Source organism: Kitasatospora kazusensis (genome assembly GCF_039529945.1).
In the GTDB taxonomy this organism is placed as follows: Bacteria; Actinomycetota; Actinomycetes; order Streptomycetales; family Streptomycetaceae; genus Kitasatospora; species Kitasatospora kazusensis.
The window spans coordinates 169,340-188,382 of record NZ_BAAANT010000005.1; the positions used below are offsets into that span (position 1 = coordinate 169,340).

The 19,043-nt window shown below is 74.6% G+C and carries 19 protein-coding genes; 5 read left to right on the plus strand and 14 right to left on the minus strand.

The genetic code is table 11. The annotated features are described in order from the left end of the window. Positions 1-68 precede the first annotated feature (68 nt). On the plus strand, positions 69-1,775 hold the full coding sequence (locus tag ABD330_RS06890) for an acyl-CoA dehydrogenase family protein (RefSeq protein WP_344461849.1): 1,707 nt from the start codon (positions 69-71) through the stop codon (positions 1,773-1,775). A gap of 204 nt (positions 1,776-1,979) precedes the next feature. Next, positions 1,980-3,815, plus strand: a complete 1,836-nt coding sequence (locus ABD330_RS06895; protein ID WP_344461851.1) for a multicopper oxidase family protein — start codon at positions 1,980-1,982, stop codon at positions 3,813-3,815. 144 nt (positions 3,816-3,959) lie between these two features. Here the strand turns inward: ABD330_RS06895 and ABD330_RS06900 are convergent, their stop codons facing one another. The 14 genes from ABD330_RS06900 to ABD330_RS06965 all read right to left on the minus strand — a co-directional run bounded on the left by ABD330_RS06900 (position 3,960) and on the right by ABD330_RS06965 (position 16,480). Further along, the gene (locus tag ABD330_RS06900; protein WP_344461853.1) at positions 3,960-4,319 is read right to left on the minus strand and encodes a hypothetical protein; all 360 of its coding nucleotides are present in this window, start codon (positions 4,317-4,319) and stop codon (positions 3,960-3,962) included. Positions 4,320-4,451: 132 nt separating this feature from the next. Further along, positions 4,452-6,518, minus strand: coding sequence for a GAF domain-containing sensor histidine kinase (locus tag ABD330_RS06905; protein WP_344461855.1), 2,067 nt, complete (start codon positions 6,516-6,518; stop codon positions 4,452-4,454). Positions 6,519-6,700: 182 nt separating this feature from the next. Further along, the gene (locus ABD330_RS06910; RefSeq protein ID WP_344461857.1) at positions 6,701-7,342 is read right to left on the minus strand and encodes a response regulator; all 642 of its coding nucleotides are present in this window, start codon (positions 7,340-7,342) and stop codon (positions 6,701-6,703) included. A gap of 271 nt (positions 7,343-7,613) precedes the next feature. Further along, positions 7,614-8,738, minus strand: coding sequence for an NAD(P)-dependent alcohol dehydrogenase (locus ABD330_RS06915; RefSeq protein WP_344461859.1), 1,125 nt, complete (start codon positions 8,736-8,738; stop codon positions 7,614-7,616). 2 nt (positions 8,739-8,740) lie between these two features. Then, positions 8,741-9,277: a VOC family protein gene (locus tag ABD330_RS06920; protein ID WP_344461861.1), complete on the minus strand. Its 537-nt coding sequence runs from the start codon at positions 9,275-9,277 to the stop codon at positions 8,741-8,743. Beyond that, positions 9,274-10,080, minus strand: a complete 807-nt coding sequence (locus ABD330_RS06925) for an SDR family oxidoreductase (protein WP_344461863.1) — start codon at positions 10,078-10,080, stop codon at positions 9,274-9,276. The genes ABD330_RS06920 and ABD330_RS06925 overlap by 4 nt, the downstream gene beginning before the upstream one ends. Then, positions 10,077-10,820, minus strand: a complete 744-nt coding sequence (locus ABD330_RS06930; protein ID WP_344461865.1) for a cupin domain-containing protein — start codon at positions 10,818-10,820, stop codon at positions 10,077-10,079. Before ABD330_RS06930 ends, ABD330_RS06925 begins: the two co-directional genes overlap by 4 nt. Further along, positions 10,817-11,887 carry a zinc-dependent alcohol dehydrogenase gene (locus ABD330_RS06935; RefSeq protein ID WP_344461867.1) on the minus strand — a complete coding sequence of 357 codons (1,071 nt, stop codon included), beginning with the start codon at positions 11,885-11,887 and terminating at the stop codon, positions 10,817-10,819. Before ABD330_RS06935 ends, ABD330_RS06930 begins: the two co-directional genes overlap by 4 nt. Further along, positions 11,884-12,276, minus strand: coding sequence for a hypothetical protein (locus ABD330_RS06940; protein ID WP_344461868.1), 393 nt, complete (start codon positions 12,274-12,276; stop codon positions 11,884-11,886). Before ABD330_RS06940 ends, ABD330_RS06935 begins: the two co-directional genes overlap by 4 nt. Beyond that, on the minus strand, positions 12,273-12,683 hold the full coding sequence (locus ABD330_RS06945) for a hypothetical protein (protein ID WP_344461870.1): 411 nt from the start codon (positions 12,681-12,683) through the stop codon (positions 12,273-12,275). The genes ABD330_RS06940 and ABD330_RS06945 overlap by 4 nt, the downstream gene beginning before the upstream one ends. 112 nt (positions 12,684-12,795) lie before the next feature. Then, positions 12,796-13,929 carry a 3-dehydroquinate synthase family protein gene (locus tag ABD330_RS06950; RefSeq protein ID WP_344461872.1) on the minus strand — a complete coding sequence of 378 codons (1,134 nt, stop codon included), beginning with the start codon at positions 13,927-13,929 and terminating at the stop codon, positions 12,796-12,798. A gap of 225 nt (positions 13,930-14,154) precedes the next feature. Next, positions 14,155-14,547: a pirin family protein gene (locus ABD330_RS06955; protein ID WP_344461874.1), complete on the minus strand. Its 393-nt coding sequence runs from the start codon at positions 14,545-14,547 to the stop codon at positions 14,155-14,157. Continuing rightward, positions 14,544-15,302 (minus strand): cupin domain-containing protein, encoded by a 759-nt coding sequence (locus ABD330_RS06960; RefSeq protein WP_344461876.1) that lies wholly within the window; start codon positions 15,300-15,302, stop codon positions 14,544-14,546. The genes ABD330_RS06955 and ABD330_RS06960 overlap by 4 nt, the downstream gene beginning before the upstream one ends. Next, complete coding sequence (locus tag ABD330_RS06965) at positions 15,287-16,480, minus strand: sedoheptulose 7-phosphate cyclase (RefSeq protein ID WP_344461878.1); 1,194 nt, start codon at positions 16,478-16,480, stop codon at positions 15,287-15,289. The genes ABD330_RS06960 and ABD330_RS06965 overlap by 16 nt, the downstream gene beginning before the upstream one ends. Positions 16,481-16,719: 239 nt before the next feature. Here ABD330_RS06965 and ABD330_RS06970 point away from each other — a divergent pair, with 239 nt between their 5' ends. The 3 genes from ABD330_RS06970 to ABD330_RS06980 all read left to right on the plus strand — a co-directional run bounded on the left by ABD330_RS06970 (position 16,720) and on the right by ABD330_RS06980 (position 18,947). After that, a complete protein-coding gene (locus ABD330_RS06970) occupies positions 16,720-16,938 on the plus strand; it encodes a KTSC domain-containing protein (RefSeq protein WP_344461880.1) in 219 nt (72 codons plus the stop codon). A gap of 89 nt (positions 16,939-17,027) precedes the next feature. Further along, on the plus strand, positions 17,028-17,933 hold the full coding sequence (locus ABD330_RS06975) for an NAD(P)H-binding protein (protein WP_344461882.1): 906 nt from the start codon (positions 17,028-17,030) through the stop codon (positions 17,931-17,933). A gap of 114 nt (positions 17,934-18,047) precedes the next feature. Further along, complete coding sequence (locus ABD330_RS06980) at positions 18,048-18,947, plus strand: helix-turn-helix transcriptional regulator (protein WP_344461884.1); 900 nt, start codon at positions 18,048-18,050, stop codon at positions 18,945-18,947. The last annotated feature ends 96 nt before the right edge of the window (positions 18,948-19,043 follow it).

Below are 19,043 nucleotides of genomic sequence, written 5' to 3' on the forward strand. Positions count from 1 at the left end.
TGGGCGCGGCACGACGCCGCCCACACCGCTCACCGACCCTCACCGACCCTCACCGACCGGGAGTTCCCATGCTCTTCAACCCGCGCACCTACGACCCCGTGCAGTTCGACGAGCCGACCCGCCGCCTGCTGCGCGCGACCGTGGACTGGTTCGAGTCGCGCGGCAAGAAGGCCCTGATCGACACCTACGTGGACCGGGCCTGGTACGGCGACTTCCTGGAGTTCGCCGCCAAGGAGGGCCTGTTCGCGGAGTTCCTGACGCCGGCCTCGGCCGCCGACACCGACGGCAAGCGCTGGGACACCGCGCGGATCGCCGAGCTGAACGAGATCCTGGGCTTCTACGGGCTGGGGTACTGGTACACCTGGCAGGTCACCATCCTGGGCCTCGGCCCGGTCTGGCAGAGCGAGAACGAGGCCGTCCGGGCCCGCGCGGCCAAGCTGCTGACCGAGGGCCACGTGATGGCCTTCGGCCTCTCCGAGCGCTCGCACGGTGCGGACATCTACTCCACCGACATGATCCTCACCCCCGACGGCGAGGGCGGTTTCACCGCGTCGGGCTCCAAGTACTACATCGGCAACGGCAACGTGGCCGGCCTGGTCTCGGTCTTCGGCCGCCGCTCGGACGTCGACGGCCCGGAGGGCTACGTCTTCTTCGCCGCCGACAGCCGGCACGAGGCGTACCACCTGGTGAAGAACGTGGTGAACTCGCAGATGTACGTCAGCGAGTTCCGCCTCGACGAGTACCCCGTCCGCGCCGAGGACGTGCTGCACACCGGCAAGGCCGCCTTCGACGCCGCCCTGAACACCGTCAACGTCGGCAAGTTCAACCTCTGCACGGCCTCGGTCGGCATCTGCGAGCACGCGATGTACGAGGCCGTCACGCACGCCCACAACCGGGTGCTGTACGGCAAGAAGGTCACCGACTTCCCGCACGTGCGCCGTGAGTTGGCCGACGCGTACATCCGCCTGAACGCGATGAAGCTGTTCGCCGACCGGGCCGTCGACTACTTCCGCTCGGCCTCGCCCGAGGACCGTCGCTACCTGCTCTTCAACCCGATGACCAAGATGAAGGTCACCACCGAGGGCGAGAAGGTCATCGACCTGATGTGGGACGTCATCGCGGCCAAGGGCTTCGAGGCGGACACCTACTTCGACAAGGCCGCCCGCGACATCCGCGGCCTGCCCAAGCTTGAGGGCACGGTGCACGTGAACCTCGCGCTGATCCTCAAGTTCATGGCGAACTACCTGTTCAACCCCGCCGAGTACCCGGCCGTGCCGACCCGGCTCGACCCGGCCGACGACGCCTTCCTGTTCCAGCAGGGCCCGGCGCGCGGCCTCGGCGCGATCCGCTTCCACGACTGGCGCACGGCGTACGACGCGCACGCGCACCTGCCGAACGTGGCCCGGTTCCGCGAGCAGGCCGACGGCCTCTGCGCGCTGCTGCTCAGCCACGCGCCGAGCGCCGAGCAGCAGCAGGACCTCGACTTCCTGCTGGAGATCGGCCAGCTGTTCGCACTGGTGGTCTACGGTCAGCTGGTGCTGGAGCAGGCCGAGTTGACCGGCGTGGACGCCGACCTGCTGGACGGGGTCTTCGACGTCCTGGTGCGGGACTTCTCGGCCCACGCCACCGAGCTGCACGGCAAGAGCTCGACCACCGACGAGCAGGCCGCCTGGGCGCTGGCGCACGTCCGCCGCCCGGTCGCCGACGCCGAGCGCGCGGCCCGGGTCTGGGCACAGGTCGAGGGCCTGTCCGGCGCGTACGAGATGCAGCCGTAACGCGGTTCAGCGGTGAGGCGGTGCGCCGGTAGCGCGGCGCGGCCGTGACGAGACCGGCCGAAGGGGTGCCGCACGGCGGCGTGGCACCCCTTCGGTGCGTACCCGACTCGATACGCTCCGCAGGACAACCGGGACACCTGCCTCATGTGCCTGGGACAACGGGCCACCGAACCTGGGGAGGCGTCACCGACCCTGGGAGCCCTGATGACCCAACTCGTCCAGCCCGCCCGAACCACCACGGACGCCGCGCCCGGCGAACTCACCAAGTTCGCGGACCCGCTGCGGATCCCGCCGACCATCACCCCCGACCCCGGATCCGGGGACGACGGCGGCACGGACGTCACCGTCCTGCTGACCGCCGCCGAGGTCCGGTTGCACTCCGAGCTGCCGCCGACCCCGATGTGGACGTACCAGGGGAGCTTCCCCGGTCCCACCATCCAGGTGCGGCGCGGGCAGCGGCTCCGGGTCGCCTGGGAGAACCGGATCACCACCCCGTACCCGGCGCAGGTCGGCAACATCCCGGCCATCACCATGCCGCCCGCCGAGAACGTGCCCGGCATCGACCCGGCCCTGCTGAACCAGCAGGCGGCCGCGCTCCCGTCCTGGACGGTCACCCACCTGCACGGCGCGGTGACCGGCGGCGGGCAGGACGGCTGGACGGACAACGCCGTGCTGCCGGGCGGCTCCCAGCTCTCCGAGTACCCGAACGACCAGGCGGCCACCGCGCTCTGGTACCACGACCACGCGATGGGCATCACCCGGCTCAACGTCTACGCCGGACTGGCCGGGCTCTACCTCGTCCGGGACGACGAGGAGGACGGACTCGGGCTGCCCGGCGACGAGTTCGAGGTGCCGCTGGTGCTCTGCGACCGCAACCTGGCCACCGCGCCGGACGGGTCACCGACCGGGCAGCTGCTCTACAAGACCGTCGGCCCGCTGCCGTTCGCCGGGCGGTACACCCTGGTCAACGGCGGGATCTGGCCCCACTTCGAGGTCCGGCCGCGCTGGTACCGGTTCCGGGTGCTGAACGCCTCCAACGCCCGCGCCTACCGGCTGCACCTGGTCGACGAGACCGGGCAGCGGGTGCCGGACGCGGTCTGGCAGATCGGCACCGACAGCGGACTGCTCGGCGCGCCCGTCCCGCTGCCCGGCCACGGGCTCACCCTCTCCCCCGCCGAACGCGCCGACCTGCTGGTGGACTTCGGCGCCCTGGCGGGCCGGACCCTGCGGCTGGTGAACTCCGCCCCCGCCCCCTACGACGGCCAGACCATCGGCGACACCGACCCCGTCGGCGTGCCGGACCCGGCGAACCGGCTGCCCGACCCGGAGGTGATGGAGTTCCGCGTCGCGGCGGCCGAGCCGGACCCGGACCCGTTCACGCTGCCGCCCGTGCTCGCCGGGTCGTTCCAGCGGCTGACCCACGAGGCCCTGCCGGCCGACCACAACCACCGGGTGCTGATGCTCGGCCGCACGCCGGGCGGCACCTTCCAGCTCTGGGAGACGGCCGAGGCCGCCCCCGGGGACGTGCCGCCGCCGGGCACCGTGCGGGACGGCATCGTCCAGGTCCAGCAGGGCACCGGACCGGTGCAGACGTACCGCAGGATCTCCGGCGACTTCAACGACACGCTCAACTGGCGGGTCCGGCAGGACGCCTGGGAAGTGTGGACGATCATCAACCTCACCGTCGCGCTGCACCCGGTGCACATCCACCTGATCCGCTTCCAGCTGCTGACCCGGGCCGCCTGCGACGTGTCGGCCTTCCAGCAGGCGAACGGCGGCACTCCGGCCGGCTCACCCGTCACCTGGAGCGCCGAGTCGCCGATCGACCCGGCCGACCAGGGCTGGAAGGACACCATCAAGATCCCGCCGGGCGGGCTGGTCCGGATCGCCGGGCAGTTCACCGGTGCGACCGGCAAGTTCATGTACCACTGCCACCTGCTGGACCACGAGGACGACGGCATGATGCGGCCGTTCACCGTCACCCCGGGCGCGGTACAGGACTTCACCGGGATGGGCGGCATGGGCGGCATGAACATGTGAGCGCGGCCCACGGCGGGACGGGCGGTACGGCTTTCGCCGTACCGCCCGTCCCGTTGTCTCGGTAGCAGATTCTCTCTGATGCAGACTTTCCTGGACTCAGACTTTCCCGGGCTCAGACCTTCTCCGGATCGGAACTTCTCCGGATCAGACCGCCTCGGGCTCCTCCGGCGGCCGGGAGCCGGCACCGCCGGGGCTGTGTGCGTCGCCCGAGCCCTCCGGGGGCCAGTGGTCCTCGACCGCCGACGGTCCGGCGACGGCACCCGATCCGTCGTCGGGCCAGCGGGCCTCCACCACGGGCGGTCCGGAGACCACGCCCGATCCGTCGTCGGGCCAGCGGGCCTCCACCACGGCGGGCCCGTCTGCGGGGGAGCCCGCAGAGGTCCCGGTGGAGGTCGCCGGGGCGGCCCGGTTGCGGCGGACCACACGGGGCACCGCCACCGCGAGGGAGGCGAGCCCTGCGACTACGGCGACGGTCTTCAGCGACCGGCCGAACTGTGCTGCCATTCTGTGCTCCTTGGCGTTCCGGGCGGGCCGGTCCCGCAGGACGGTCCGCAGGGTGGTCGATCGGATGACCGACCGGGTTGATACGTCCGACTATCCGCTCATGCCTGTCCCGAGTGCATGGGCTCACGGTCCTCACTCCGCGGCGGGACGGTCCCGGCCGTCGACGGGCACCCCCAGCGGGAAGACCGCCCGGACGATCGCCCCCCGGACGTCGTTCGCCGCCGAGAACCGGCCGCCGAGCTCCTCGGCGCGCTCGGCCATCGAGCGCAGCCCGAGCCCGGCGGCGGTCTCGTGGGCGGGGAAGCCGGCACCGTCGTCGTGCGCCTCGACGGTGACCTCCTCGGCCCGGACCCGCAGGCTCAGCCGGACGCTGGTCGCCCCCGAGTGCCGCAGCACGTTGTTGAGCGCCTCGCCGCTGATCCGGTAGACCGCGACCTCGACGGCCGCGGGCAGGGCGGGCAGCGGATCCGGGTCGAGGTCGAGGTTGATCCGCAGCGCTCGGCCGTCCAGTCCGGAGGCCAGCTGGCGCAGCGCACCGGCCAGGCCCTCGCTGCCCAGCGCGGCGGGCGCCAGCCCGTCGGTGATCCGGCGCAGCTCGGTGATCGCCCGGCCGATGCCCTCGGAGGCGGCCTTGAGCGACGCCTGCTGCGGCGAGCCCTCGGCGACCCCGGAGCGGGCCGTGTCGACCTGGAGCCGGAGGCCGGACAGCGCGGGCCCGATCCCGTCGTGCAGGTCGAAGCGCAGCCGCCGCCGCTCCTCCTCCCGGGCCAGCACGATCTGCCGCCGGCTGGACTGGAGGTCCTCGTAGGCCCGCAGCAGCGCGATGGCGGGGGCGACCTGGTCGGCGAGGAAGGCCAGCACCTCCTGGTCCTGCGGGTCGAGCGCGGGCTGCCCCGACCGGGGCGGCGCCTGGAGTTCGCCGATCACGGCGCCCTCGTACGTGAGGGGGAAGCCCGCGCAGCCGGGCCCGGGCGTGCCGACCGACGCGAGCTCGCGCAGGCCGGTGCGGGTGGTGATCATCAGCCGGGCGCCCGGCAGGTCGAGGGCGTGCACGGCGGTGTCGCAGAGCAGCGCGGGCGCGTCGGCCGGGTTGACGGCCTTGCTGAGCCGCTCGGCCAGCGCCCGGACCACCTGGTACGGGCGGGCCCGGTTGCCGTAGTACATCCGGTCGACGGCGTGCATGGCCCAGCGGGCGGTGGGCCCGAACAGCACGCCGATGGCCAGCGCGCCGGCGGCCAGCAGCTGCGCGTCGGCCGTCCCGGCGGCCGGCAGGACGCCGCGGACCACCAGGGCCAGTGTCAGGTAGCCGACGATCAGTGCGGTGGTGAGCACGAACGCGGTCAGCACCCGGCGGGTCTCCCGGTCGAGCAGCCGGGACCGGTCGCGGGCGAAGGCGTAGCAGAGCACGCCCGTCCAGCCGAGCGCCGCGACGTACACCACGATCGTCAGCGGCCAGCCCGCCAGCCCGGTCACCGTCCCGATGTACGTCAGGACCGTCCAGAACAGGTACACCGAGAGCAGCAGCACCTGCTCCGGGCGCGCGCCCGGGGAGCGCCGGCGGCGCACGGCCGCGACGGCGAACCCGCCGAGCACGACCAGCGGATTGATGGTGTCGATCCGGCTCTCCAGCGCGCCGGAGAGCGTCCGCCCCAGGCCGGCCAGGCCGCTGTGCAGCAAGGGGTTGGGCACCCCGTAGAAGGCGGGGACGGTGAGGCGCTGCTCGACCGCCTGGGTGATGCACCAGAGCAGCACGGCCAGCCACAGCAGGCGCCCCCAGCCGCCCGGCAGCCGGCCGTCGGGCAGCCAGAGCGGCAGTCCGAGGGTGACGAAGTAGAACACCGAGGCCGAGACCAGCCGCAGCGCCATCCCGACGTAGGCCGCCGAGGGGCCGGCATGCACGACGCCGAGGACGATCAGCAACAGCCGCGAGGCGCACAGCAGCAGGCCGCTGGAGAGCAGCAGCCGGCCGAGCCCGAAGCCGGACCGGTGCGCCAGGATGAACAGGCCGGCCAGGACGAAGCCGAGCGCCAGCAGCATCACCGGCCCGTCCTGGGAGAGCGTGACGGCGATCTCCGGCCGGTCGAGGTGGGTGAGTGCCAGCACCGCCCAGGCGAAGCCGCTGAGCAGCGCCGCGGCCCCCGCCCGGTAGGCCCAGGCGAGGTTGACGGGTGGTGCGGCGGCTTCGGCTTCGGTCGTCATATGGGCCTCCCTGCTCGAATCCTCGGCCGCCCGACGTCCCGGACGCACGGGCCACCGGTCCCGATCGGGCCCCTACCGCCGGCCGGGCCGGTGGCGGCGGAGAGGCCCCCGGCCGCGGGGGGTCCTCGGTCGTGGAGGCCGCCGGGGTCCTCAGCCGTGGAGGTTGCCGGTCGCGGAGGTCCTCAGTCGTCGCCCAGGCCCATGTCCCTGGCGCGGGCCACCGCCTCGGCGCGGGTGGCGACGTGCAGCTTCTCGAAGATGTGGGTGACGTGGTTGCGGACGGTCTTCTCGGCGACCACCAGCTCGCGCGCGATCCGGTGGTTGTCCAGCCCCCGGGCGACCAGCCCGAGCACCTCGGCCTCCCGCGCGGTGAGCGAGGGGAAGAGCTGCCCGGCCTCGCGCAGCCGGGTGCCGGCCAGCAGGGCGGTGATCCTGGTCGCGATCTCGGCGCCGAAGACCGCGCCGCCCGCCGCGACCGTCCGGACGGCGTGCAGCACCTCGTCCCGCCCCGCCCCCTTGACCAGGTAGCCCCGGGCCCCGGCCTGGAGCGCGGCGAGCAGGCTGCCGTCGTCGTCCGCCATGGTGAGCATCAGGACGGGGGCGGCCGGGGTCTGCGCGGCGAGACGGCGGGTGGCGTCCAGGCCGGAGCCGTCCGGCAGCGACAGGTCCATCACCACCACGTCCGGCTGGCACTGCGCGACGGCGTCGGCCACGGCGGCGACCGTCTCCGCCTCGCCCACCACCTCGACCCCGTCGGCGCTCTGCAGCGCGGCCTTGAGGCCCTCTCGGAAGAGCGGGTGATCGTCGACGATCAGTACACGCACCGGTGAAGCGTCCCTCTGCTGGTCATCCACCTGGCCGACACTACCAGCGACCACTTTGTGACTTAGTGTGACATGCTGACCGATGGGGGTGAACCGGGACGAACCGTAAAGGGCCCACCCGAACAGGGGCGCGTGGGGGTACCTCCCGGCCGAAGGCTGGGGGAGAACTGCGCGAAACCGGCAGGTACGGCGCGGCACCCGTGCACCCGTGCACCCGTTCTGGAAGCGCCCCCTGGACAGCGCATCGCGGGCGAACCGCACAGCGCGAGCGTCACGGCATCAGGAGGACGGGCTTGACCACCTCCCCCGACCGCGCGGCCCCCGCCGCCCGCTCCACCTGGGCGAACGGATAGGTCCGCACCAGCCGGTCCACCGGCAGCCGTCCGGAGCGGTACAGCCGGACCAGTGCGGGCAGGAAGTGCTCCGGTACCGCCGCGCCCTGGTTCACCCCGACGATCCGGGGCGCCCGCCCGAGCAGCGCGGGCACGTCGAGGGTGACCTCACTGCCGGCCGGCGGGGCGCCGGCCACCCCGCAGACGCCGCCGACCGCCAGTGCGTCCACCGCCTGCCGCAGCGCCCGCAGGTTGCCGCTGGCCTCCAGGGTCCGGTCCGCGCCCCGGCCGTCGGTCAGGGCGGCGATCGCCTCGACCGGGTCCTCCGTCCGGGCGTCCACCACCGCCGTCGCGCCGAGTTCCAGCGCGAGCGCGAGGCGGGCGGGCTGGACGTCGACGACCACGATCCCGGTCGCGGCGGTGAGCCGGGCCGCCAGCACGGCGGCCAGCCCGACCGCCCCGGCGCCGAACACCGCGAGGGTGTGGCCGGGTTCGGGGCGCAGCACGTTCAGCACGGCGCCCGTCCCGGTCTGCACGCCGCAGCCGAACACCGCGAGCAGTTCGGGCGGCACGTCCTGGGCCACCTCGTCCGGCACCGGGATCGCGTTGCGTTCGCTGGCGAGCGCGAGGGTGGCGAAGGAGGACTGTCCGAAGAAGTGCCCGTGCAGCGGCGTGCCGTCCTCGGCCCGCAGGGTGGCGCTGCCGTCCAGCCGGCTGCCGCCGAACAGGTTGAGCCGGGGCCAGTGTTCGCACTGGACGGGCTGCCCGGCGCGGCAGGGCGGGCAGCCGCCGCAGGAGTCGAAGGTGAGCACCACGGTGTCCCCGGGCCGGACCCTGGTCACCGCGCGGCCGACGGCCTCGACGGTGCCGGTGCCCTCGTGGCCGAGCACGGCGGGCAGCGGGCCGGGGGTGCGCCCGGCCCGGACGCTCAGGTCGGTGTGGCAGATCCCGGCCGCCGCGATCCGGACCAGCACCTCGTCCGGGCGGGGGTCGTCCAGCCGGACGGGCTCCAGCGCGAACGGCGCGTCCTGGGCGCGTACCACGGCGGCGGTGGCGGTGTGCATCGTCAACTCCATTGCTCGGTCGGGGAGTAGAGCCGGGCCTCGGTCCCGCTCTCGTACGGCATGCCGGGGGGCATGTTCAGCACCTCCAGTTGCAGGCCCCACGGGGTGCGGAAGTACACCCAGCGGTCGCCGTCGATCGGGCCGCCGTCGGTGATCGTCTGCGGCTCGCCGAGCACCTCGACGCCCGGCTGCGCGCGCAGGTAGGCGACAGCGGCGTCGACGTCCGTGACGGCGACGGCGAGGTGGTGGCCGCCCCAGTCGCTGTTGCGGGGCAGTTCGCGGCGCTGGCCGGGAGCGGTGTACTCGAACAGCTCCAGGTTGGTCACCGGGCCGAGCCGCAGCATGGCGATGTGGGTGGCGGCGTCGCGGTGGACGCCGAGCTGGCGGGTCATCCAGTCGCCCTCCTTGTCCTCCACCGGGCCGATCCGGTAGAGGAGCCGGGCGCCCAGCACGCCGGTGAAGAACTCCACCGCCTGGTCCAGGTCGGGCACGGTGTAGGCGACGTGGTGGACGGCGAGCGCGCCGGGGATGCCGGTCATGGCGTGACTCCGTTCTCGGTGACGTACTGCTCGTTGCGGTCGGGCTCGTTGGCGTACCGCTGGTTGGCGATGGCGCTCATCAGGCTCAGCCCGCCGTCGACGGTCAGGGTGATCCCGGTGGTGTAGGCCGCCTCGGGGGCGGCGAGGTGGGCGATGGCGGCGGCGACCTCGGCCGCGCGGCCGGGCCGGCCGGCCGGGATCGCCGGGCGGGAGATGCCCTCGGCGTCCTGGCCGTCCGGGACACCGTTCATCCGCGTCGCGGTCTCCCCCGGGCTGACGGCGTTGACGGTGATCCCGTACGGCGCCAGCTCCAGGGCCAGCACCTTGGTGAGCTCGCCCAGCCCGCCCTTCGCGGCGCAGTACGAGGCGCCGCCGAGGATCGGGAGGAACTCGTGCACCGAGGTGACGTTGACGATCCGGCCGCCCCGCCCCTGCGCCACCATCCGCCGGGCGGCGGCCTGCGCGCAGGCGAACGGGCCGGTCAGATCGACGGTGAGGATCCGCTGCCACTCGCCGAGGCTCTCCTCCAGTACGGGCGAACGACGGTTGATCCCGGCGCAGTTGACCAGGACGTCGATCCCGCCGAGCCACTCGGCGGCCCGGTCCACCGCTTCGGCGGCGGCCTCCGGGTCGGCCAGGTCGAGCGGAAAGACGATGCCCTGCCCTGCGGTGAGCCGGGCCGTCTGCTCGGCGGCCGCCCGGTCGGTGCGGTAGCCGATGCCGACGGTGTGCCCGGCACGCGCGAGCGCGACGGCGGTGGCCCGGCCGATGCCGGAGCTGGCGCCGGTGACGATGGCGGTCATGCCGCTGCCTCCTTCATCTGGTAACCGGCCTGTTCCAGGCCGGCCGCGCCGAGGTAGCCGTACAGCGCGACGGTGGTGACGCCCTGCCGGGTGCGGAAGCCGTGCCACTCCCCCGCCGGTACGTACGCCAGGTCGCCCCGGGCGAGCCGGACCCGGCCGGTGTCGGTGAGGTGGTCGCCGCCGCCGGCCAGGACCAGGAAGAACTCGTCCGCGTCCGGGTGGCGGTGCAGGTCGTGGCTGCCGCCGGGGGTGAACGTCGAGGTGGCGAGCGCGAGCCGGCGCGAGCCGACGGTCGCGCCGGTGGCCAGCCAGTGCACGCCCATCCCGGCGAAGCCGCCGGCCCGGGTGAGGGCGCCCGCCTCCCGCCGACGGGCCAGCGGGACGGATCCGCCGGCCGCCGCCGGGCCCTGCGCAGAAGCCGGGGTCGGCGCGGGGGCCGGGAGCGCGTACACGGTCAGCACGACCGCCGGGGTGGCGCCGGCGCTCAGGGCGTACCGGGTGCCGGGCGGGTGGTAGAGCCCGCCGCCCGGGCCGATCACGCCGTCGGCGCGCCCGCCGTGGGCGGCCCGACCGGCCAGCACGATCGTCACGGCCTCGGCTCCGGCCGCCTCCTCGGCGCGGGTGCCGGCGGCGAGTGCCTCGACGGTCAGGCCGCCCCTGGCCTGCGGGAAGAGCTGCGGGTCGATCAGGCGCCGGAAGGCCGGGGCCCGCTCGGGGATGGCTGCGGGGACGAGGATCATCGGGAACCTCCGAAGTCGATCAGGATCTTGGGCGGCCCGGTCCGGCCGCTCCGGAGCAGCTCGAACGCGGCCGGCCCGTCCGACGGCCGGAGCACGGTGGCGATCAGCGGCTCGGCGTCCAGCACGCCGTCCTGGAACAGGCGCAGCGTGCGGTCGTAGTAGTCCAGGCCGTGCCGTACGCCGATCACCTCCAGCCCGCGCAGGGCCAGTTCACCGGGGACGAAGCCCTCGGCGGGCGCGCCCGCGACGCCGATCACGGCGAGTCGTCCGCCGGGTTCCAGCAGGTCGAGCCCGCGCCGGAAGGCGGGTGCGGCGCCGGAGGCCTCGACCACGAGGGAGTACCCGCCGTCCTCGGCCTGTTCGGGGGTGAGGGCGCGCCCGGCGCCGCAGCGCAGGGCGAGCTCCAGCCCGGCCGGGTCGATGCCGACCGCGTCCACCGATCCGGCCAGCCGGGCGGCGAGTTGGACGGCGAGCAGGCCGATGGTGCCGGTGCCGATCACGGCGACCCGGTCGGCGAGCCGGCAGCGGGCCTGCTCCAGGCCGCCGACCACGGTGACGGCGGGTTCGACCAGCGCGGCCGCCCGGTCCGGCACCGGGTCGGGCACCCGGCTGAGCGAGCCGCCCGGCATCGCCACGTACTCGGCGGCGGCGCCCTGCTGTCCGTACAGGCCGACCTCGCGCAGGCGTTCGCAGAGCGCGCGGCGGCCGCGCAGGCACATCCGGCAGCGGCCGCAGTGCAGCATGGTGTGGCCCACCACCCTTTCGCCGGGGGCGAATCCGGCGTTGCCGTGGACCACGGTGCCGGTCCACTCGTGGCCGATCACCACCGGGTAGGAGGTGCGGCCGTCGCGCAGGTAGGAGGCGGTGCCGTGCAGCATCTCCAGGTCGGTGCCGCAGAGGCCGACCAGTGCGGTGCGCACCAGGACCTCGTCGGGGCCGGGTTCGGGCAGCGGCACCCGGGCCAGGGCGGCGCGGTGCGGTCCTTCGATCCGCAGGGCGGTCATGGTGCCGGGCCCGGAGTTCACGGCGGCGGAGTTCACGGTGGCGGAGTTCACGGTGGCGCTCATGGGCGGGTGGTCCTCCGGGTGCGGGGCCGCTTCGGGGCGGCCTCCTGGGCGTGCAGGGTGAGGCAGAGCAGTTCGGCGCCGAGCGGGCCGGCCAGCAGGTCGAGCTCCTGGCCGGGCGGGACGAGCAGCAGGTCACCGCGGTCGGCGAGGTGCTGGGCCCGGTCCGGCCGCTGCTCGGCGACCACCGGGCCGCGCAGCACGTACCAGGCGGCCTCGGTGTCCGGGCGGCCGGCGCGCAGGTGGTGGGCGCCGGGGCTGAGGCGGACGTGTTCGAACGCCTCGCAGTCGCTGTGCATCAGGTCCCGGCGGGACAGGCAGAGGACGCGGGTGCGCTCGGTGCCCGGGCCGACGACGACCATGGCGGACGCGGTGGCGGTGGTGATGATCATGACGCGCCTTCTTGCGGAGTGCGGAGTGCCGCCCGGACGGCGAGCACGGCGTGGAAGTACTCCAGCCCGGCCTCCCCGGCGGTGAGGGTGGCCCGGCCGCCGAGCGGCAGGGTGACGGCGGTGCCCTCGGCGAGCGGGATGTCGTCGGAGTCGGAGTCGGAGTCTGCGACGGCGGAGTCGGTGTCCGCGGCGCTGTCGGCGCTGTCGGCCGCGTCGGCGGCCACCGCCGTGACGAAGCCGGCTCCGGCGGTGACGTAAACCGTGTGCTCGACGCCCTCGGCCACCAGCAGGATCCCGTCGCCGGGTTCGAGCCAGGAGAGCCCGACGCCGCACAGCGGCCCGGTGAGCACCCGGCCGGGGTCGACGGCGCGGCCCCGGCGGAGGGCGGTGATAGCGGTGCTGGTCATGGCTGACGCTCCTGGTCCGATCCGGCTGCTACTGGTGGTTCGTTCCTGCCTACGACGTTGGCCTGCCCGAAGTCCCGGGTGCACGGGAGCGGTGTCCCGTCCTGCTCCCTGTTCACCGGTCCGCCCGGGCCGGGACCGGTGCGCCACCGGTACGGCTGGACGGGACACCCCCGGCCCGCAGCGCCTCCACCCCGGCCCGCAGGGTGTCCTCGCCCACCTGGGTCAGCAGGCTCCCGTCGGCCACGTACGGTCGGCCGAGCCCGGCCAGCAGCACCAGCCCGGCCTCGCCGCCGCGCTCGGCGGCGAGCCGGACGGCGGCGGGGAGCCCGTCGGGGTCGGTCCCGGCCGGCAGCGCGACGGGCGAGCCGCTGCGCAGCAGCAGCTCGCGGTGGGCACGCTCGCCGGCCGCGTCGAGCAGGCCGAGGTGGGCGGCGGTCCGGGCGGCCGCGAGCATCCCGAGCCCGTCGGCGTACCCCGGGCGCAGGGCGCCGCCGGTGAGCAGCCGGACCGCCCGCCCGATGGTGCTCCCGTAGCCCAGGACCCGGCCGGGGCCGCGCTCCAGCGGGTCGTAGGCGGTGACGGCGGCCCGGGCGTCGGTGCAGAGCGCGACGAACGCGGCCAGCTCGGCCGGCCCGTAGCGGGCGTCGGGGTTCAGCACGGCGGCGACCCGGTCGTACTGGGCCGGGCAGACCGCCAGGACGCTCCTGACCAGGTGGGCGAGGTCGGCGCGCAGCTCGTCGGCGGGGCGGTCCCGCAGCAGGTCGAGCTGGTCCCAGACCAGCTCGGGCGCATGGTGGGTACCGAGGACCGCCGAGGGCAGGACGTGCCGCAGCGAGAGCGCCGGACCGCACATCGCCGACAGCGTGGTCGGCACGTGGACCAGGCGCAGCCCCTGGAACAGCAGGCCGGCCAGCAGGCCGGCGACGTCTCCGGTCCGGTCGTCGCCGACGCCGAGGACGAGGGTGCGGCGGGTCGCCCCGGCCAGCAGGATCCGCTCGGCCAGCCGCTCGACGGTCTGCAGGGTGCAGGTGCCGGGGATGCGCAGCACCTGCGCCGGGACCCGGGCGAGCAGGCCGGCCGGGACGTCCCCGTCGGTGATGACGACGTACCGGTCGGCGTCCAGCGCCGCCAGGTCCCGGGCCAGTTCGTCCCAGGAGCGGTCGCCGGTGCGGACCTTCACGCGGTAGTTCGCGCCGCCGGTCTGCAACTCCCGGTCGAGTGCGACCGGTTCGGTGGAGCGGGCCATCTCGGGCCTCCTCTGGGAAATTCCTACCTCCTCACCATGGGAGGCCCGGGGCCCCGGACACCTGAGGCCCGGTGCCCATCCCGGCCCCGTCTCCCGCCCGGGGCCGGCCCGGAATGCGCCTGGGGCCGGCCCGGCCACGAGGGGGGCGCAGGGCAGCCGCGCGGGACCGGGGACGGCAACGCCGTACCCTCCGGTCCCGCGCGGCTCCCCGCGCCCCAGGGGCTCTCAGTGGTCGAGCAAGTCCGGTCGGCGGGGCGGGAGTTCACGACTCACCGCTGTCGGCAGGACGGTCACGCAGAGCAGTTCGGCGCCGAGCGGACCGCCGTGCAGGTGGACGCCCTGGCCGTCGGGGGCGAGCAGCAGGTCGCCCTCGTCCAAGGTGCGCTGCGGCTGCTCCGGGCAGTCCAGCAGGGCGACCGGTCCGCGCAGCACGTACCAGGCGGCCTCGGTGCCGGAGCGCCCGGCCAGCTCGTAGCAGGCACCCGGGCTGAGCCGGACGTGCTCGACGGCCTCGCACTCGCTGTGCAGCATCCCCCGGCGAGCCAGGCAGCGGGTGCGGATCCGCTGGGTGCCGGGCCCGAGGTGCACCGCGGCGTGCGCGATGTCGGCGACGATCATGTCAACTCCTCTGCCGGCACGGCCAGTACGGCGTGCACGTACTCCAGCCCGTCCAGCCCGGCGGTCAGCGCCGCGCCGGTGCCGAGCGGGAGGGTGAGCGCCCGGCCCGGCATCAGCGGGATCCGGACGTCACCGGTCGCGGCGCGGCCGGATCCGCGGGTGACGAAGACGGTGTGCTCGACGCCGTCCGTCCGCAGGACGGCCCGCTCGCGGGCGGCGAGCCGGGTGACCTCCAGGGTGCGCAGCGGGCCGGTGAACACCGCGCCGGGGTCGACGGGGCCGACCCGCCGCAGGTTGGTGATCACGGCGTGCCGCAGGATCGGGTCCGGCGCGGCCGGGTGAGGGACGACCGGGTCAGGGGCGGCCGGGTCAGGCCGGGTCGGGTTCGGTGCGGTCGTACGGGCGGGCATCTCGATCACCAGCCATTCGAGCGGTTCGGTCCCGGTGTTGCGCAGGCCGTGGGTGGTGCCCAGGCCGGTGAGGACCGCGTCGCCGGCCCGGACGGGCACGGGGCGGCCGTCGAGGGTGATCTCCCCCCGGCCGGCCAGCAGGACGTAGACCTCCTCGGTGCGGGTGTGCAGGTGCTCCCCGCTGACCCCGCCAGCCGGGACGCACGCCCACTCCACCGCCTCCCAGCCGCCCCCGAGCCCGGCCCGGCGGGCCAGGCAGGCCCACTGGGTCAGACCCCGGGTGCCGTGCACACCGTGCACGTCGGCGGGCTGCCGGTTGTCGGCGACGATCACTGCGTGACGCATGCCAGCTCCCGCAACTCGTCGGCGGAGTCGCCGAGTTCGTCCGCCGTCAGGTCGTCGGCGAAGCAGCCGCCGCCGATCCCGACCGGCAGCGGGAGCCGCTGCCTGCCGTCGCGGTGGCGGATGGTGTCGGTGAGCGCGTCGCCGAGCGTCTCCGGCTCCATCAGCGGGTGCCAGAGCGGCAGCCGCAGGGTGCGCATCAGCGCCAGGATCCGGTCCCGCTGCCCGGGTTCGACCAGTCCCCTCCGCTGGGCGAGCACCGTGGTGAGGGCCATGTCGACGCAGACCGCCTCGCCGTGCAGCAGCTCGGGCAGCGCCCGCATCTCCACGGTCGGGCTGAACGAGTGGCCGTAGTCCATCGACCGCTCCAGCCGGTGCTCCCAGAGGTTGGGCTGCAGCTCCTGGAGCATCCCGTGGACGGCCCGGACGAGCACCTCGCCGCCGGCGGCCGGCCCCTGGAAGCGCTGCTCGATCAGTGCCTCGCCGCGCTGCTCCAGCAGGTCGAAGAGGCGCCGGTCCTTGATCAGGGCGATCTTGAGGATCTCCGCCAGGCCGTTGCTGAGGTGCCGCGGGTCGAGGGTGGCGAGGAAGGACGGGTCGAGCAGGGTGGCGGTGGCCGGGTGGTAGGTGCCCAGCCGGTTCTTGTGCGGGCCGAAGTTGACGCCGGTCTTCGCCCCCACCCCCGCGTCGACCAGCCCGATCAGCGTGGTCGGCACCCGGACGAACGGGGTGGAGCGCCGGTACAGGCTGCAGGCCAGCCCGACCACGTCCATCAGCACGCCGCCGCCCATCGCGATGACGGGCTCGCCGCGCCGGGAGATCCCGAACCGGTCCATCTGCTCGGCGACCCGGAACACCGAGTCCATGGTCTTCACCTGCTCGTGCGCCGGCAGCACACAGATCCGGTGCTCCAGCCCCCGGGCCTCGAAGTACCCGTGGATCCGGTCGCCGAACAGCTCGTGGACATGGGAGTCCACCACCACCAGCCGCCGGCCGGGGTGGCCGCCCGCCTGCGCGAGCGCGGGGTTGGCCGGGGAGAGGACCTGGGGGGTGAAGGCCACCTCGTAGGTGACGGGGAGGGCGGTACTGACCGTCCACGCGGTGACCGGCTCCCCCAGAGTGAACAGGCCGTGGTCGGCCCCGTGTGCGGCACGGGGGTGGGTGATGCGGTTGGCAGGCACGTCGGGCTCCTTCGGGCTCGTACTGCGGTGCTGCTGTCCTGCGGTGCTGCTGTCTTGCGGTGCAGCGGTGTTGCTGTCCTGCGGTGTTGCGGTGCTCCCCACAGTCGCGATCCCGACGTCCCGGACGCACGGGCGCCAGGTCCGCTCCTGGTCCCCACCGCGTCCCGGACGGCGGCTCCAGGGCCCGGCGGCGCACACTGGGACCAGGCACCCACTGAGGCGACGGGGGTGGTGCGCGGATGGCCGTGCTCCGGACACCGGTCGAGTCGTCCTGCCTGCGGTCGGTCGGCTACGACGAGGCCGCCCGCGAGCTGGAGGTCGAATTCACCAGCGGCGCGGTCTACCGCTACTTCGACGTGCCGGTGAGCGTCCGCGACGGACTGATGGGCGCGCCCAGCCACGGCCGGTACTTCTGCCGGGACATCCGGGGGCACTTCCGCTACCGCAGGACAAACTGACGGATCATCACTTCGGATGCCCCGCCCGCAGCCGGCCTTGATCGTCGGACTAAGCTCCACAGCAGTGCGGCTGACCGACCGTCAGGCCGGTGCCGTGGAGTCCCGTCGATGAGGAGTCGTTCGTGATCGTGGTCACCGGTGCCACCGGAACCGTGGGTTCGAGGATCGTCCGTGGGCTGCGCGAGCGCGGCGAGAACGTGCGCGCGCTGGTCCGCGACACCAGGTCCGTCCCGGCGGAGTGGGACGAGGGGGTGCAGCCGGTGGCCGCCGACTTCGCGGACCCGGCCTCGCTGGACGCCGCGCTGGCCGGGGCCGACGCGGTCTACCTGCTGGTCGCGGTCCACCCCGAGATGGCCGCGCACGAGCGCAACGTGATCGACGCGGCGGTGCGCGGCGGCGGGCGGCCGCGGATCGTGCTGCACACCGCCGCCGGGATCGAGCAGCGGCCGGAGGGCGTACGGTTCGTCTCCGCGCACGTCAGCGGGTACGAGCACCTGCTGGCCAGCGGGCTGCCGTGGACGGTGCTGGCGCCGAACGGCTTCTACCAGAACTTCCTCGGGATGGCGGCGGACGTCCGGGAGGGCCGGCTGACCGCCCCGGGCGGCACCGGCGCGGTCAGCTACGTCGACGCGCGCGACGTCGCCGACGCGGCGGTGGCGGTACTGACCGGCCAGGGGCACGAGGGCGCCGTCCACACCCTGACCGGCCCGGCCGGCCTCACCCATGCCGAGATCGCCGGGCAGCTCGGCGCCGTCGTCGGCCGCGAGGTGACGTACCGGGCCGCCGAGCCCGCCGCCGCACTGGCCGGGATGCTCGGCGCCGGCTGGGACACCTGGCGGGCCGAGGGCATGGTCGAGCTCTACGGCCTGTACGCCGCCGGGCACGCGAGCGCGGTGAGCCCCGACGTCGAGAAGCTCACCGGGCGCCCCGCGCGCTCCTTCGCGGAGTTCGCGGCCGAGCACGCGGCCGTCCTGCGCGGCGGGGACGCGGCCTGAGACCGGCCGGTCCGTGCGCACGGCGAGCACGTCGGGATGTCGGGACGTCGCCGGTGCGGAGCCTGGTCCTGCCAGGGCCAGGCTCCGCACCGGCGTACAGGCGACAATCGGCGCATGACCACGACGACCGCCCTGCGGGACTTCCTGCGCTCCCGGCGCGCCCGGCTGCTGCCCCGGGACGTCGGCCTGCCCGACTTCGGCGGGCGGCGCCGGGTGGCGGGCCTGCGCCGCGAGGAGCTGGCCCAGCTGGCGGGCGTCAGCGTCGACTACTACACCCGCCTGGAGCAGGGGCGGGTCGGCAACGCCTCACCGGCGGTGCTGGACGCGCTGGCCCGGGCGCTGCGGCTGGACGCCGACGAGACCCGCCACCTGCACCGGATAGCCCGCCCGGCCGCCGCCCGCGGCCCGGCCGGGCGGCGGGCGGCGCGCCCGCAGCGCGTACGGCCGATGCTCCGGGTGCTGCTGGAGTCCCTCGACGGGCTGCCCGCCCTGGTGATGGGACGGCGGATGGAGGTGCTGGCCTGGAACCGCGCGGCGAGCGCGCTGCTCGGCGACTTCGACACGGCGGAGCCGGCCGCCCGCAACATCGCCAGGATCACCTTCCTCGCCCCCGGCTCCCGCACGCTGTACGCCGACTGGGACGCCTGCGCCCGTGAGAACGTCGCCTACCTGAGCATGGAGGCGGGCCGGCACCCCGACGACCCCGAGCTGACCGCCCTGATCGGCGAACTCGCTGTCAAAAGCCCCGAGTTCCGCACCTGGTGGGCCGAACATCCGGTCCAGGACAAGGCCTCGGGGACCAAGGGCTTCCGGCACCCGGTCGTCGGCGACCTCGAACTGTTCTACGAGACCCTGCGGGCCGTCGACGACCCCACCCAGGCACTGATCACCTACGCCCCGGAACCCGGCAGCCCCTCCGAGGACGCCCTGCGCCTGCTGCTCGCCTGGACGGCCCAGGAGAGCACGCCCGACGCGCGGGCGGCCGCGGCGGCAACGAGACCTCAGGGACGGTAGCGCGGGGGCCGGGAGCGAGGCCGCCCGGGGCTCCCCGAGCCCACGCAGCTGCCCACGCGCCCCCGACGTACCGTGGAACCGGGGGAAGGCCAGCTC